Genomic DNA, 14741 nt, shown 5'->3' with positions numbered 1-14741 from the left:
CCAGGCAGGTCAGCGGAGTCGGGTCACGTCAGATCTGCCAGCAGTTCGGCCGCCGCGCGACCGGCCCGACCGATACAGGCCGGCACCCCGACCCCGGCATACGACGACCCGGCCAAGGCCAGACGCGACGGCCGCGCGGCCAGCACCTGCGACATCGCGGCGAGGTGCCCGGGCGCATAGACCGGCAGTCCGTCGTCCCAACGCTGGACGTATGCGTCGACGACCCGCGACGACACCGGTGCGACACCGGCGGCGCGGCACACCTCGTCGAGGTCTTCGAGTGCCTCACGACGCAGCCGGTCGTCGACGCCGGGTTCGGTCGTCTCATCCGGTACCACCGCACCGAACCTCCCGAACGACGCCCGCACCGAGACCGGCCGGTCCGCATCCGACAGATGCGCCCACTTCTGCGAGCTGAACGTGAAAGCCTTGGCGCGCAATCCTTCTCCGGTCCCCACCAGCACACCGGAGTGATCGGGCAGCTCGGTCCCCGGCGCGAGCGCGATCGACACCACCACCGACGAGGCGCCCCGGACCGCGCGCAACGGCGCAGACAGGTCCGGCGCGGACCGACCCAGGAGCTCCCCCGCCCGCCAGGCCGGCACGGCCAGGAGCACGGCGTCGTACGGTCGCGGGTCGCGAGCCGTACCGAAGTCGAGCACCCACCCGGCCCCCGACGGAGTGACATCGGTGACCGGACAGGAGATCTCGGGTTCGACGCCGGCCGCGGCCCGCAGGGCGTCGAGGAGGACCGCGTATCCGCCCACGAGGGCGCCGAAGACCGGCCCCGAGGCCCCGGCCCCCGCGGCGATGAGGTCGCCGACGGCAGCGGTGAGCGACGGGGCGCCCGCATCGAGGCGCGTGGCCAGCGCCGGTAGCGCCTCGCGGACCCCGATGTCGTCGGCGAGACTGGAGTACACACCGCCGAGCATCGGGTCGACGCTGCGCGCCACCACCGAGGGCCCGAACCTGTCGGCGACCAGCTGCCCGACCGACGTATCGGTCCCGGCTTCCCACCGCATCGGACGGTCGGGTTCACCGGACATGCGGTCGACGTCCTCGGGGTCGGCGAGACCGTCGACGACGGCCGGTCCGGCCGGGATGCCCATCAGCGCCGGACTGGGCAACGGATGCAACCGCTTACCCGACCACACCGCGGGACGGCGCGTCGTCGGCGAGACGATCCGGTCGGCGAGGCCGAGTTCGGTGACGAGTTCGAGCGCCTCGGGTCGCCGGACGATGAACGCCTCGGCCCCGACGTCGACGGCCCGACCGCCCACCGTCGTGGTGTGCAGGACCCCGCCCACCCGTCCGGAGGCCTCGAGCAGGTCGAGGTGCGCGTCGGGCCCGAGCGCACGACGAAGGCGGTAGGCGGCGGTCAGACCGGAGATCCCGCCGCCGACGATCGCGATCCGGACCCGCGGGGACATCAGAGGCCGTGGATCACTTCGACGGCCCGGGTCAGCACGTCCGGGTCGGTGCCGGGCAGCACGCCGTGTCCGAGGTTGAAGATGTGCCCGACCGCCCCGGCGGCGATCGCCCGGTCACCGTCGGCGACGACCCGGCGGACCTCGGCGTCGACGACGTCGGGGCCGGCGAACAGCAGGGTGGGATCGAGGTTGCCCTGCACGGCCTTACCCGGACCCACCCGGCGTACGGCCTCCTCGAGCGGCACACGCCAGTCGACGCCGATGACATCGGCACCGACATGCGCCATCGGGGCGAGCAGCTCACCGGTGCCGACGCCGAAGTGGATGCGCGGGACGCCGTATCCGGCGACCTCGGCCAGGACACGGGCGCTGTGCGGTGCGACGAAACGCTGGTAGTCGGCGGCCGACAGCATGCCCGCCCACGAGTCGAAGAGCTGGATCGCGTCGACCCCGGCCTCCAGCTGGACACGCAGGAACGCGATGGTGATGTCGGCGAGGCGCGCCATCAGCTCGGCCCACGTCTCCGGGTCGCCGTGCATCATCGCCTTGGTCCGCTCGTAGTTGCGGCTCGGCCCGCCCTCGATGAGGTAGGAGGCCAGGGTGAACGGCGCTCCGGCGAAGCCGATCAGCGCCACCTGGTCCCCCAGCTCGCCGAGCAGCAGTTCGATGGCCCGCGCGATCGAGCCGACCGCCGCCGGTTCCAGCCGCGGGATGCGCGACACCGCGTCGGGCGAGCGGACCGGCTCGGCGATCACCGGCCCGGTGCCCGCGACGATGTCGAGGTCGATGCCGGCGGCCTTGAGCGGCACCACGATGTCGGAGAACAGGATCGCCGCGTCGACGTCGTGCCGGCGGACGGGCTGCATGGTGATCTCGCAGACCAGTTCGGCGTCGAAGCAGGACTCCAGCATGCCGTGATCGGCGCGGATGGCCCGGTATTCGGGCAGCGAGCGACCGGCTTGCCGCATGAACCACACCGGACGGCGTGACGGGGTCGCGCCGGTGGCCGCGGCGACGAGCGGCAGGTTCGACCTATGGACCCGGGTACCAGTTGCGTTCGACATCACCGCTTACTCTGCCATGCCCCTCGATCTGCGCACGGGTGGTCCTCGGCGCGCCTCCGCCGTGGCCGGGCACCCCAGCCCTACGGTCGAACGGTGACCTCTTCGGGAGCTCCGGACGAGCCTGCTGATTTCCGCGCGGCGGTGGAGTCGCTGCATGCTGCCCGGGTGCGCCGCGAGATCGAGGTCGGACCGATCCGGCCGCCGCAGCGCCTGGCGCCGTACAGCTACGCCGTCGGTGCCGAGGTGCGCCCGCCCGAGGACCTCGACGTGGTGCCCACGGATTCGCAGGGCAGCGCCTTCGGGCGCCTCATCCTGCTGTTCGATCCCGCCGGACAGGACGCGTGGAACGGCACCATGCGCCTCGTCGCGTTCCTCCAGGCGGAGGTGGAGGCCGCCCTGGCCATGGATCCGCTGCTGCCCGAGGTGGCCTGGAGCTGGCTCAGCGACGCCCTCGGCGTCCCGGTGGGTGCGACCGCCACACCCGACGGTTCCGCCCACCGCGTGGAGGTGACCGCGCTCGGCGGCACCGTCACCTCCACGACGTCGGTCCGGTACGGCGACATCGCCGGACCTCCTCGCGCACATCAGCTCGAGGTGCGCGCCTCGTGGACCGCCCTGAGCTCGGACGGCCTGAACAACCACCTCGAGGCGTTCTGCGACGTGCTCGCCTCCGCCGCCGGCCTCCCCCCGGTCGGGGTCACCGAACTCGGCGCGACGTGAACGACTCCACCCCCGGGGATGCGGCCGAGAACCCGATCGAGCCGGACCCCGCGCCGGAGGTCACCCCGTTGCTCCGGCCGGCCGACGGCGTGCCCCCGGTACTGGCGACCGCCAGCGAATTCGCCGACGCGGCAGCCGCTCTGGCCGCCGGCGACGGGCCGATCGCCGTCGACACCGAACGCGCGTCGGGCTACCGGTACTCGCAACGCGCCTATCTGATCCAGATCAAACGACGCGGATCGGGGAGCTTCCTGCTGGACCCGATCGGTGATCCCGGCGCGCTGGCGCCCGTCATCGACGCGATGCGCGGACCGGAATGGGTGCTGCACGCGGCCGATCAGGACCTCCCGTGCCTCCGCGAACTCGGTTTCGAGTGCGTCGAGCTGTACGACACCGAGCTGGCCGGACGCCTCCTGGGCCTGGCGAAGGTCAACCTCGCCGCGATGGTGGCGGAGTTCCTCGGGCTGGGACTCCTCAAGGGACACGGCGCCGCCGACTGGTCGCGCCGCCCGCTGCCCGACGAATGGCTGAACTACGCCGCGCTCGACGTCGAGGTCCTCGTCGAATTGCGCGACGCCATGGACGCCGCACTCGCAGAGGCGGGCAAGGACGGCTGGGCGCGAGAGGAATTCGCGTACGTCCTGGGCCGGCCACCGGCACCGCCGCGCACCGACCGGTGGCGCAAGACGTCGAACGTGCACACCGTGAAGTCCACCCGCGCCCTCGCCGCGGTCCGCGAATTGTGGACCGCGCGTGAGGAACTGGCGCAGCGTCGGGATGTCGCGCCCGGACGTGTCCTGCCCGACACCGCCATCGTCAACGCCGCTACCGTGAACCCCCAGTCCATCGCCGAACTCACCAAGCTGCCGGTCTTCGGCGGCCCTCGTCAGCGCCGTCAGGCCGGGATCTGGATGTCCGCGCTGCAGCGGGCTCGCGAGATCCCTGACAGCAAGCTGCCCTCGCGGAAGTCGACCGGGCCGGGTCTGCCCCCGGTCAGCCGGTGGGATCAGCGCAATCCGGAGGCCGCGGCGCGGCTGCAGGCGGTCCGGCCGGTGCTCAAACAGATCGCCGAAGACCACACCCTGCCGGTGGAGAACCTCCTCGCACCCGATGTGGTGCGACAGCTGTGCTGGGACGGGTTGCCGGAACCGATCACGACCGAGGCGCTCGATGCACATCTGGCCGCCGCCGGCGCCCGCACATGGCAGCGGGCGCTCTGTGTGGAGGCCCTGACCGAGGCCCTCCTCGACGCCGCCCGACCTGGGCCGACGGCGGCCGCCGAGTAGATCGCCAAGCCCGACGAGACCCCCGGCCATCGCGCTGTGGCGCCGACCTTCGCGTACATTCGGGGGTCACGACCCGAATGCCATCACCCGAGTACGCGAGCCACCGGGAAGTCACCTCCGGTGAGCACACCACCTTCCGCGATGGGAGCAGATCCGTGGCCACAGTCTCCGTCGGCATCGACTCCGACCTCGAACCGAGCGCAGCATGGGCGCTCGCCAGCAACCTCTCGCGCTTCGACGAGTGGATGACCATCTTCGGCGGGTGGCGCTCGCCGGTCCCCGACACGATCGCCGAGGGCACCACCATCTCCTCCCTCATCAAGGTCAAGGGCTTCCGCAACGTCATCCACTGGACCGTCACCGACTACGACGAGCCGCGGCTCATCGCGCTCTCGGGAACCGGCCGCGGCGGGGTGAACATCGATCTGGCGATGAAGGTCGACGAGATCGCCGACGGTTCGCACTTCGATCTGTCGGCCGAGTTGTCCGGCGGTCTGCTCAACGGCTCGGTCGGCAGGCTCGTCGCCAAGATCCTGGAGTCCGATGTGCACAAGTCGATCTCGAACCTGGCGACACTGCGCTGAGTCGATCGGGGCCGACCTGACCCCTCTGCACCCTAATCCGAGGAACCACCAAACCGCTGGTCTGTGGGGTGCAAGCGACCCCCTCCCTCCGCTCCCTGAGGTGCGAGGAGCGCCAGCGACGAGCCACGAAGGGTTCGCGACGCATCTCACCAGGACCCTTCGTGACGGCCTCCGCAAGCTCCGGCCTCCTCAGGGAGCAGTAGTAGGGCTCGCCGCGAGCACACAGGTTTCTTTCGTAGTCCAGGACGGCCGTCAGGCCGCTGGTACTGAGGTGCGAGGAGCGCCTAGCGACGAGCCCCACGAAGGGCAGGCGTCCGTCGTCAGCCAGGCGGGTGCAGCGTCGCGGCCCGGACCACGGCGAGAGCCGATCCGGACTCCTCGAAGAGGCGCCGCTGGCGAGAGGCCCCGTTGCCCTGCAGACGCAGCCGGTCCAGCGCCTGCATGACGCCGTCCCGCTCACCGAGTCGGTCCAGCGCCGGCGCGAGCACGGTGAGGAGCTGTTCGACCCGCGTCCAGACCGGCACCAACGCGCCGGTCGTCGGGTCGAGCGCACGCCCGTCGACGCCGTCGTGGGCGGCGATCCAGTACGCGGCCGACAGCAGCGCCGGATCGAGGTCCGCGGCCGGGAACCGCCGGTCCCCCGCGCGCAGGTCGTCGAGGGCGGTCATCACCGCCGCACGGACGAGGGTGGCGAAGGTCTGTGTCTCCTCCACCCGCATCTGCACGTCCCCGACCCGCACCTCGACCGTTGGCAGGTGATCCGACGGCCGGGCGTCCCAGTACAGCATGTGCGGGTCCAGGATCGTGCCCGTGGCCACGAGGAGTTCGACCGTCTCGGCGAAGTGTTCGGCCGACCGCAGGTGCGGGGGCGGTCCCGCCGCCGGCCATCGCGACCAGAGCACCGAGCGCCAACTGGCGTGGCCGGAGTCGGCGTCGCGATAGATCGCCGAGTTCGCCGACAGCGCAAGCAGTATCGGTAACCACGGGCGCAGGCGATTGCACACCGCGACGGCGGTGTCGGTGTCCGGGACACCCACGTGGACGTGACAGCCGCTGATGCCCTGTTCGTGGGCCAGCATGCCGTACCGCGCGGCGATCGCCCGGTAGCGGCCGGTGTCGGTCACCGGAAACGACTCGGGCACGCGTGGCGGCACCCCGCAGGCCACCACGTCCACGCCCACGTCGTCGGCGGCCGCCGCCAGGATGCCCCGCAGCCGGTGCAGGTGGTCGCCGATCTCCTGACTCGTCGCCGCGGTCGGCGTGGCGATCTCCACCTGCGACGAGGTGAGTTCCAACTCGAGGTCGAGGCCGCGCGCGGATGCCGCGGCCGCCACCTCGCGGTTGCTCCCGACCGGCCGTCCGGTCTCCCGGTCGACGAGGACGAACTCCTCCTCGACCCCGAGGGTCGGCGCCGGAATGCCCCGGAAATCCCCGCCCGCGGAACCGTACTCGTCGTTCACACGGAGAAAATGCCCAGCGGCGGCATCGGTCAAACGGGACGTCAGTCCTCGGCGCGGCTCTCCGCCGGATCGGGCGTGTTCTCGATCGCCCGGTCCAGGCCGGGACCGGCCTGCATGCCCGAGACCGTCGCGGTGATCGACCGGGCGAGGTCCTGCGCGGTCAACCCGATATCGGCGAGGATCTCGTTGCGCGAGGCGTGTGCGATGAACTCCTGCGGGATGCCCTTGATCTGGACCGGGACGAGCACCTCCGCCGCCGACAGCGCGGCGGCGACCGCGGACCCGACGCCGCCGCTGGTGCACCCGTCCTCGAGCGTGACGACGAGCCGGTGGCGGCGCGCGACCTCGACCACCGAGGTGGGCACCGGCAGTACCCAGCGCGGATCCACGACCGTCGCATCGATTCCCTGACGGGCCAGGCGTTCGGCGGTGTCGACGGCCAGCCCGCAGAAGGCACCGACCGCGACGATGAGCACATCGCCGCCCGCCGGACCGAGGTCCCGGTCCGTCCGGTGCAGCACGTCGACACCGTCGTCGAGCCGCTCGACCGCCCGGATGTCTTCGGGGACAGCACCTTTGGAGAATCGGAGGGCTGTGGGGCCGTCGGCGACGCCGAGAGCCTCGTCGAACTCCTCGCGCAGTCGGACGGCGTCACGGGGTGCGGCGACCCGCAGGCCGGGCACCATCGCCATCAGCGAGAGATCCCACATGCCGTGGTGGCTGGGGCCATCGGGTCCGGTGATGCCGGAACGGTCGAGGACGAGCGTCACCGGCTGCTTCAGCAGCGCGACGTCCATCAGCAGCTGATCGAACGCGCGGTTGAGGAACGTCGAGTAGATGGCGACGACCGGATGCAGTCCGCCGAGCGCGAGACCGGCCGCCGAGGTCATCGCATGCTGTTCGGCGATGCCGACGTCGAACATGCGGTCCGGGTAGCGCTCGCCGAAGGGGGTGAGTCCCGTCGGCCCGGGCATCGCCGCGGTGATCGCGACGACGTCGGGACGGTTGGCGCCGGCGTCGAGCAGTGCGGCGGAGAACACGGCGGTCCAGTCCTGGGGTGAGACGCTCGTGGGCCGGCCGGTGACCGGGTCGATGATGCCGGTCGCATGCATGAGGTCGGCGACGTGGTTCTCGGCGTGGGCGTAGCCCATGCCCTTGCGGGTCACGGTGTGCACGATCACCGGGCCGCCAAAGTCGCGGGCCTGCCGCAGCGCCGACTCGACCGCGTCGATGTCGTGACCGTCGACGGGTCCGACGTACTTCAGTCCGAGATCGGTGAACATCGCCTGCGGGGCCAGGAGGTCCTTGAGCCCGCTCTTCATCCCGTGCAGGACGGCGTATGCCGGCTCCCCGACGACCGGCACCTGCTTGACGACGCGGCGACCCTCGTCGAGGAACTTCTCGTACCCGGGTTGCAGGCGCAGCCCCGACAGGTGACTTGCGAGTCCGCCGATCGTCGGCGCATAGGACCGACCGTTGTCGTTGACGACGATGACGACCCGGCGGTTGCAGGCGGCGATGTTGTTGATCGCCTCCCAGCACATGCCGCCGGTCAGGGCGCCGTCGCCGACCACCGCGACCACCGTGCGATCCGGCTGACCGGTCAGTTCGAAGGACTTCGCGAGCCCGTCCGCATACGACAGCGCCGCCGACGCGTGCGAGGACTCCACCCAGTCGTGTTCGGACTCCGCGCGCTCCTGGTAGCCGGTGAGCCCGCCGCGTTGGCGCAGCTGATCGAAGCCGTCCTTACGTCCGGTGACGATCTTGTGGACGTAGGACTGGTGGCCGGTGTCGAACAGGATCGGATCCGACGGCGAGTCGAAGACGCGGTGGATTCCGAGGGTCAACTCGACGACTCCGAGGTTCGGTCCGAGATGTCCGCCCGTGGCGGCGACCTTCTCGATCAGGAACGTCCGGATCTCGGCCGAGAGGACCTTCATCTCCTCGTCCGACAGCGGCCGGAGATCGGCCGGCGAGCTGATCCGGTCGAGCACACCCATCGTTTCCTCCATCACCGGCGTGACGCCAGGTCGGCTGTCGAGCCGGAGAACGTCCGGCACATGTCTGGTCAGTCTACGGAAGCATTCGTCGCGAGCCCGATCGACGGATGGCCGACACGTCGGGATCCCGGACCTCGCGAGCGCGCGTCGCTCAGCCGGCGGCGGCCGGAATGAGGCAGGCCACCGCCTCCACGTGGTGCGTCAGCGGGAATGCGTCGAAACCGCGTATGTCGACGACACGGAATCCGCGAGCGGCGAAGTATCCGAGATCACGTGCGAATCGGGCGGCGTCACAGCCCACGTGGACCACGATGCCCGGCCGGGCGTCGGCGATCGCCCCGATCACCCGTTCCCCGGCTCCGGTACGCGGGGGATCGAGGACGACGACGTCCGGCCGCGCGGTGAGGTCCGCGATACGGGCCGCGACCTCCCCGCGGTGGGTGTGTACCCGATCGCCGTCGCCGGCGAAGGCCTGTTCGGCGGCGTCGAGTGCGGCCGGATCCGAATCGACGATGTGCACCGTGTCCGGCGCACCGGCCGGGCCGTCGAGCAGTGCACCCGCGAACACCCCTGCCCCGCCGTACAGATCCCACGCCACACGTGGCGGTCCCCCGAGATGCGCACCGACGAAGTCGACGACGGTCTCGGCGTAGGCCCGCGGCGCGTCGCGGTGCGCCTGCCAGAATCCCGCGACGGGAATGTCCCACGACCGCCCGCCGACCCGCTGGACGGCCGTCGCCCCGCCTTCGACGACCCGCTGGGCACGAGGCCGTGCGTGCCGGGCGCGGTTCTGCTGCGCCCGGCGCCGGCTGTCGGCGCGGCCCCGCCGCGGCTCCGCCACGGGCGCGAGTTCGGTGATGTGGCGCGCGCCGTCGGCGTCGAGCACGACGGCGAGTTCGGAGTGCGGGGTGAAACCACGGTCGGCGAGTCCGTCGAGCATTCCCGGGGCGGGCTGGACGCAGGCCTCGGTGACGACGCCGCGGCCGCGGAACGCCGACTGCCCCGGGCGCCCCCGGCCGTCCACGGCCAGGCGGGTCCGGATTCGCCACCCCGTGTCGGCGTCAACGAGACGCCGCACGCCGTCGGTCGCCAGCTCGGTGCCGGCGACGATCGCGCCCGGTAGACGGCCCACGCGATCCAGGACATCGAGCAGCACAGCCTGTTTCAGGTCCCGCGCGTGATCGGGTGCCACGTGCGCGAGATCACAGCACCCGGCCCCGGCCGCGGCCGCCGGACACCGCGTCGCCACCCGATGCGGCGAGGCGTCGAGCACTTCCGTCACCTCAGCCCGCCAGTACGAGTCGTGCCGGTCGTCGGTGATGTCGGCGACCACCCGTTCGCCGGGGATCGCCCCGCGGACGAACACGACGCGGCCGTCGGCGCGGCCCACGGACTCACCGCCGTTGGCCGGACGGTCGACGGTCACCTCGACCCGTCGCGGTGTTGCCGGGCCGCTCACGGTCGCCGTTCGGGTTCGCCGAGCGCACGGCGGGTCTCCCCCGGCGCCCAGTACGCGCGGTCTTCCTTGCGCCGGTCCGACGAGGTGAGCTGCCACGGCACCGAGGTCACCATCACGCCGGGCTCGAACAGCAGCCGGCCCTTGAGGCGCAGCGCCGACTGGTTGTGCAGGATCTGCTCCCACCAGTGCCCGACGACATACTCCGGGATGAACACGGTCACGACGTCGCGCGGCGACTCACGCCGCACCCGGCGCACGTATTCGATGACGGGCCGGGTGATCTCGCGATAGGGCGAGGCGATGACCTTCAGCGGGACGGTGATGTCGCTGGCCTCCCACTCCGAGACGAGCTTGCGGGTGTCGCGGTCGTCGACGTTGACCGTGATCGCCTCCAGTACGTCCGGACGGGTGGCCCGCGCATACCGCAGGGCCCGCTTGGACGCCATGTGCAGGCTGGACACGAGCACGATCGAATGTGTGCGGCTGGGCAGGACGGCCTCGTCGTCGTCCTCGGCGCGGTCGAGTTCGCGCTGCACCGACGCGTAGTGGTGATGGATGAGTTTCATGATCACGAACAGCGAGACCATCGCGATCACGGCGATGTAGGCACCCTCGGTGAACTTGGTGATCAGGACGACGACCAGGACCGTCGCGGTCATCACCAGGCCGACCGTGTTGACCACCCGGGACTGCATCATCCGACGCCGCGCGCTCGGGTCGGTCTCGGTACGCAGCAGGCGGGTCCAATGCCGCACCATGCCCGTCTGACTCAAGGTGAACGACACGAAGACGCCCACGATGTAGAGCTGGATCAGGGACGTCACCTGCGCGCCGAACGCGACGACGAAGATGATCGCGGCGATCGCGAGGAACAAGATGCCGTTGCTGAACGCCAGGCGGTCGCCTCGGGTGTGCAACTGGCGCGGCAGGTAGCGATCCTGCGCGAGTACCGAGCCCAGGACCGGGAAACCGTTGAAGGCGGTGTTCGCGGCCAGCAGCAGGATCAGCGCGGTGACGGTGGCGACGAAGAAGAAGGCCGGCGGGAAGGAGTCGAAGACGGCATGGGCCAGCTGGGCGATCATGGCCTTCTGCTGGTAACCCTCCGGCGCCCCGATGAGGTCCTGCTCCGGGTTCATCACGTACTTCGCGCCGATCTTCTCCGCCAGCAGCACGATGCCCATCAGCAGGGTGATGGAGAACGCGCCCAGCAGCAGCAGCGTCGTCGCGGCGTTGCGCGACTTCGGCTTCCGGAAGGCCGGCACCCCGTTGCTGATGGCCTCCACCCCGGTGAGCGCCGCACAGCCCGAGGAGAACGACCGGGCGACGAGGAAGATCAGCGCCAGCCCGGTGAGGTTGTCCTGTTCGGGCACGATGCCGAAGTCGGCGGTCTCGGAATGGATGTCCTGCCCGAGCACGTAGATCTCGGTGAACCCCCAGATGAGCATGCCCAGGACACCGATGATGAACCCGTAGGTCGGGATCGCGAGCACGGCGCCGGACTCCTTGATGCCGCGCAGGTTGACCGCGGCGAGCAGCATGATCGCGCCGACGCAGAACCACACCTTGTGCTCTTCGACGAACGGGATCGCCGAACCGATGTTCTCCGCCGCCGACGTGACCGACACCGCCACCGTGAGCACGTAGTCCACCAGCAGGGCGCTGCCGACGGTCAGGCCCGCGTTGGGACCGAGATTGACGGTCGCGACCTCGTAGTCGCCGCCACCCGAGGGGTAGGCGTGCACGTTCTGGCGGTAGCTCGCGACGACCACGGCCATGACGACGGCGACGGCGATCGCCACCCACGGCGTGAACGCCAGCGCGCTGATGCCGGCGACGGACAGGACCAGGAAGATCTCCTGCGGCGCGTACGCCACCGAGCTCATCGCGTCGGAGGCGAACACCGGCAGGGCTATCCGCTTGGGCAGCAGCGTGTGACCGAGCGTGTCGCTGCGGAAAGGCCTGCCGAGCAGGAGGCGTTTCGTCGCAACGGACACCTTGGAGACGGTGGACACCAGGCAACCCTAGAGCGTTGGCGCCGAGGCGGGTAGGTTCGACTCGCGGCAGACGAGCCGCGTGTGGAGAGGAATGCCGTGCAGGTGGTCATCATGGGTTGCGGGCGGGTCGGATCCGCGCTCGCGATGTCGATGCAGAAGCGCGGACACGACGTCGCGATCATCGATCGGGATCCGAGCGCGTTCGTGCGGCTGAGTCCCGACTTCGCGGGCCGCACGATCACCGGGGTCGGGTTCGACCGCGAGATCCTCGTCAAGGCGGGCATCGAGCACGCCGACGCGTTCGCCGCGGTGTCCTCCGGGGACAACTCGAACATCATCTCGGCGCGGGTGGCCCGCGAGACCTTCGACGTCGAGCGCGTCGTCGCCCGGATCTACGACGCCAAGCGCGCCGAGGTGTACGAGCGACTCGGTATCCCCACGGTGGCGACCGTCCCCTGGACGACCGAGCGATTCGTCTCGGCGCTCGGCGAGACGACGACGATGGAGTGGCGTGACCCGTCGGGTTCGCTGGCGATCGCCCAGATCGACGTCGACGACTCGTGGATCGGGATCTCGGTCGGCAAGTTCCAGGAGCAGACCGGCGCGCGGGTGGCCTTCCTCAGCCGTGTCGGACGTCCGGTTCTCCCCGAGGCGAAAACCGTTCTGCAACAAGACGATGTGGTCTACGGGGCGGTCATGCTCGACAACCTCAAGAACGCCCGCGGCGTCGCCGCGCGGCCGTTCACCCAGAACGAGTCCGGATGACCCGGGCCGAAGGAGTCCCGAAGTGAAGGTCGCCATCGCCGGAGCCGGCGCGGTCGGGCGCTCGATCGCCCGCGAACTGCTGGTGAACGCCCACGAGGTCACGCTCTTCGAGCGCAACGCCGGCCACATCGACACCGACTCCGTCGTCGGCGCGGGGTGGGTGCTCGCCGACGCGTGTGAACTCGCCAATCTCGAAGAGGCGCAACTACAGACCTACGACGTCATGATCGCCGCGACCGGCGACGACAAGGCCAACCTCGTCGTGAGCCTGCTCGCGAAGACCGAGTTCGCCGTCAATCGGGTCGTCGCCCGCGTCAACGACCCGCGTAACGAGTGGCTGTTCGGCGAGGACTGGGGGGTCGACGTCGCAGTCTCGACCCCGCGCCTGCTCGCCTCCCTGGTCGAGGAGGCGGTGTCCGTCGGCGATCTGGTCCGGTTGATGACGTTCCGTCAGGGGCAGGCCAACCTCGTCGAACTCACCCTGCCGTCGAACACTCCCCTCGCCGGCAAGCCCGTCCGGAAGCTGGAACTGCCGCGCGACGCCGCGCTCGTCGCGATCCTGCGCGGCGGCCGCGTCATCGTCCCGCAGCGCGACGACCCCATCGAGGGCGGCGACGAACTGGTCTTCATCGCGCCCACCGAGGCCGAGCCCGCCCTCTACGAGGCTATGCAGATCGCGCGGTGACGTCCGCGTCCGGCGGGGTGCCGGCGCGCGCCGCCTCGGCTCGCTGCGCCCGGCGGACCAGGAGGATCGTCGCGAGCACCACGAGCGCGGTCAGCGGCCACCCCATCGCGATGCGCGCGAACGCCAGCCACCCGGTGGCCCCGTCGTCGTACAGTTCCGACTGCGTCAGATAGCGCGCCGCGAAGAGCACCGCCCACAGTGCGGTGGCGATGTCGTAGGCGCGGAGGATGGACCGCTGCTTGCGCCAGCCGGAACCCTCGCCGTTGATCAGATGCCAGGCCACCCCGATGAGGGGCCACCGCACCAGGATCGAGCCGGCGAACACGATCGCATAGACGAGGGTGCTCCAGATCCCGAAGAGGAAGTAGCCCTTGGCATCCCCCACCCGGTCGGCGATGAAGACGCAGATGGCGACGCCGAGCAGACCCGAGATCGCGGGGGTCAGGGGTTCGCGGCGCACGAGCCGTACGACGAAGAGCAGCGCCGCCACGCCGAGAGCCGCGTAGATGGCGGTCCGGAGGTCGAAGAAGGAGTTGACGGGGACGAACACCACCACGGGCACGGTCGAATAGACCAGGCCGGAGACGCCACCGATCTGTTCGAGCACCGTGGGCGCCGCCTGCTCGGGTGCTGACCGTCCGGGTGCCGACGGTTCGGCGTCCGGCTGTCTCGAGGCCGGATGCTCGGGGACCGGACCGGTCACTCGTCGACGCCGTGCAACTCGTAATAAGGGTTGTAGATCACCTTGTGGCCGTCCTGCTCGGCGAGCCGGCCCCGGACGGTGACCTTGCGGCCGGGCTCGATGCCGGTGATGCGGTTACGGCCCAGCCACTTCAGCATCACGATGTCGGAGCCGTCGAAGAACTCGGCCTTCACCCCCGCCTTGGCCGACCGCGAACAGGTCTCGACCGCACGCAGTTCGCCGTGCATGGTGACCTCGTCACCGCGGCAGCACTCGGATGCGCGCTGGGCACCTGTCGCCTTGGATTCCTCGGCGATCTTCTCTGCGTCGGCGTCACCGAGATCTTCGGTCAGCCGACGGGTCAGTCGTTTGAGATAGCCGGCAGTGGGCATCTCGACCCTCCCAATGGATTTCGGCCGGCACCGCAGGGCTGTACAGAGCGGTGTCCGTGGGTCGCCGAACGAGTGATCGGTGACCTGCCCGCCAGCGTAGACCTCGGCCTCGGCCAGTGACAACGTCGGCGACCGCGGGGCCATTCCGTGGTCGCCGGACCCCCGCTGTCCAGGTCTGCGCGGGGACCTCCGGACACCCTAGTGGTGTGTCTCGGAAACA

General features: G+C 70.5%; 13 protein-coding genes. 5 read left to right on the top strand and 8 right to left on the bottom strand.

Going from position 1 to position 14741, the window contains the following annotated elements; translation table 11 throughout:
• Positions 1 to 23 precede the first annotated feature (23 nt).
• Together hemG and hemE are read right to left on the bottom strand one after the other, a co-directional pair.
• A complete protein-coding gene (hemG, locus tag Q9R39_RS07365) occupies positions 24 to 1430 on the bottom strand; it encodes a protoporphyrinogen oxidase (protein ID WP_311277260.1) in 1407 nt (468 codons plus the stop codon).
• Positions 1430 to 2494, bottom strand: coding sequence for a uroporphyrinogen decarboxylase (gene hemE / locus Q9R39_RS07360; protein ID WP_311277259.1), 1065 nt, complete (start codon positions 2492 to 2494; stop codon positions 1430 to 1432). Before hemE ends, hemG begins: the two co-directional genes overlap by 1 nt.
• 93 nt (positions 2495 to 2587) lie before the next feature.
• Here hemE and Q9R39_RS07355 point away from each other — a divergent pair, with 93 nt between their 5' ends.
• The 3 genes from Q9R39_RS07355 to Q9R39_RS07345 all read left to right on the top strand — a co-directional run bounded on the left by Q9R39_RS07355 (position 2588) and on the right by Q9R39_RS07345 (position 5084).
• Positions 2588 to 3214, top strand: a complete 627-nt coding sequence (locus Q9R39_RS07355) for a DUF3000 domain-containing protein (protein ID WP_058250234.1) — start codon at positions 2588 to 2590, stop codon at positions 3212 to 3214.
• Complete coding sequence (locus tag Q9R39_RS07350; protein WP_311277258.1) at positions 3211 to 4500, top strand: HRDC domain-containing protein; 1290 nt, start codon at positions 3211 to 3213, stop codon at positions 4498 to 4500. The genes Q9R39_RS07355 and Q9R39_RS07350 overlap by 4 nt, the downstream gene beginning before the upstream one ends.
• Positions 4501 to 4655: 155 nt before the next feature.
• Positions 4656 to 5084, top strand: coding sequence for an SRPBCC family protein (locus Q9R39_RS07345; protein WP_068969826.1), 429 nt, complete (start codon positions 4656 to 4658; stop codon positions 5082 to 5084).
• A 320-nt stretch (positions 5085 to 5404) separates the two neighbouring features.
• Here the strand turns inward: Q9R39_RS07345 and Q9R39_RS07340 are convergent, their stop codons facing one another.
• From Q9R39_RS07340 to Q9R39_RS07325, 4 genes are all read right to left on the bottom strand, one after another.
• Positions 5405 to 6544 carry a glutamate--cysteine ligase gene (locus tag Q9R39_RS07340; protein WP_311277257.1) on the bottom strand — a complete coding sequence of 380 codons (1140 nt, stop codon included), beginning with the start codon at positions 6542 to 6544 and terminating at the stop codon, positions 5405 to 5407.
• Positions 6545 to 6585: 41 nt separating this feature from the next.
• Positions 6586 to 8544, bottom strand: a complete 1959-nt coding sequence (dxs, locus tag Q9R39_RS07335; protein ID WP_078112449.1) for a 1-deoxy-D-xylulose-5-phosphate synthase — start codon at positions 8542 to 8544, stop codon at positions 6586 to 6588.
• Positions 8545 to 8695: 151 nt separating this feature from the next.
• Positions 8696 to 10003: a TRAM domain-containing protein gene (locus Q9R39_RS07330; protein ID WP_311277256.1), complete on the bottom strand. Its 1308-nt coding sequence runs from the start codon at positions 10001 to 10003 to the stop codon at positions 8696 to 8698.
• Positions 10000 to 12015 carry an APC family permease gene (locus tag Q9R39_RS07325; protein ID WP_078112316.1) on the bottom strand — a complete coding sequence of 672 codons (2016 nt, stop codon included), beginning with the start codon at positions 12013 to 12015 and terminating at the stop codon, positions 10000 to 10002. The genes Q9R39_RS07330 and Q9R39_RS07325 overlap by 4 nt, the downstream gene beginning before the upstream one ends.
• Before the next feature lie 78 nt (positions 12016 to 12093).
• On the opposite strand from Q9R39_RS07325, the gene Q9R39_RS07320 reads away from it, so the two are divergent.
• Both Q9R39_RS07320 and Q9R39_RS07315 read left to right on the top strand, forming a co-directional pair.
• Positions 12094 to 12762, top strand: coding sequence for a TrkA family potassium uptake protein (locus Q9R39_RS07320; RefSeq protein WP_058250313.1), 669 nt, complete (start codon positions 12094 to 12096; stop codon positions 12760 to 12762).
• Between the two features lie 22 nt (positions 12763 to 12784).
• On the top strand, positions 12785 to 13447 hold the full coding sequence (locus tag Q9R39_RS07315; protein ID WP_058250226.1) for a TrkA family potassium uptake protein: 663 nt from the start codon (positions 12785 to 12787) through the stop codon (positions 13445 to 13447).
• On the opposite strand, the gene Q9R39_RS07310 is transcribed toward Q9R39_RS07315, so the two are convergent.
• Positions 13428 to 14054 carry a DUF3159 domain-containing protein gene (locus Q9R39_RS07310; RefSeq protein WP_139104502.1) on the bottom strand — a complete coding sequence of 209 codons (627 nt, stop codon included), beginning with the start codon at positions 14052 to 14054 and terminating at the stop codon, positions 13428 to 13430. The two genes, Q9R39_RS07315 and Q9R39_RS07310, sit on opposite strands and share 20 nt — an antisense overlap.
• A gap of 92 nt (positions 14055 to 14146) precedes the next feature.
• Positions 14147 to 14521 (bottom strand): OB-fold nucleic acid binding domain-containing protein, encoded by a 375-nt coding sequence (locus Q9R39_RS07305; protein ID WP_004018839.1) that lies wholly within the window; start codon positions 14519 to 14521, stop codon positions 14147 to 14149.
• Positions 14522 to 14741: the final 220 nt, after the last annotated feature.

The sequence above is a fragment of the Gordonia sp. AC31 genome, from assembly GCF_031844505.1.
GTDB classification, from domain to species: domain Bacteria; phylum Actinomycetota; class Actinomycetes; order Mycobacteriales; family Mycobacteriaceae; genus Gordonia; species Gordonia hongkongensis.
The sequence above is the reverse complement of the archived record's forward strand: the minus strand, read 5'-3'. Positions and strand labels throughout refer to the sequence as shown.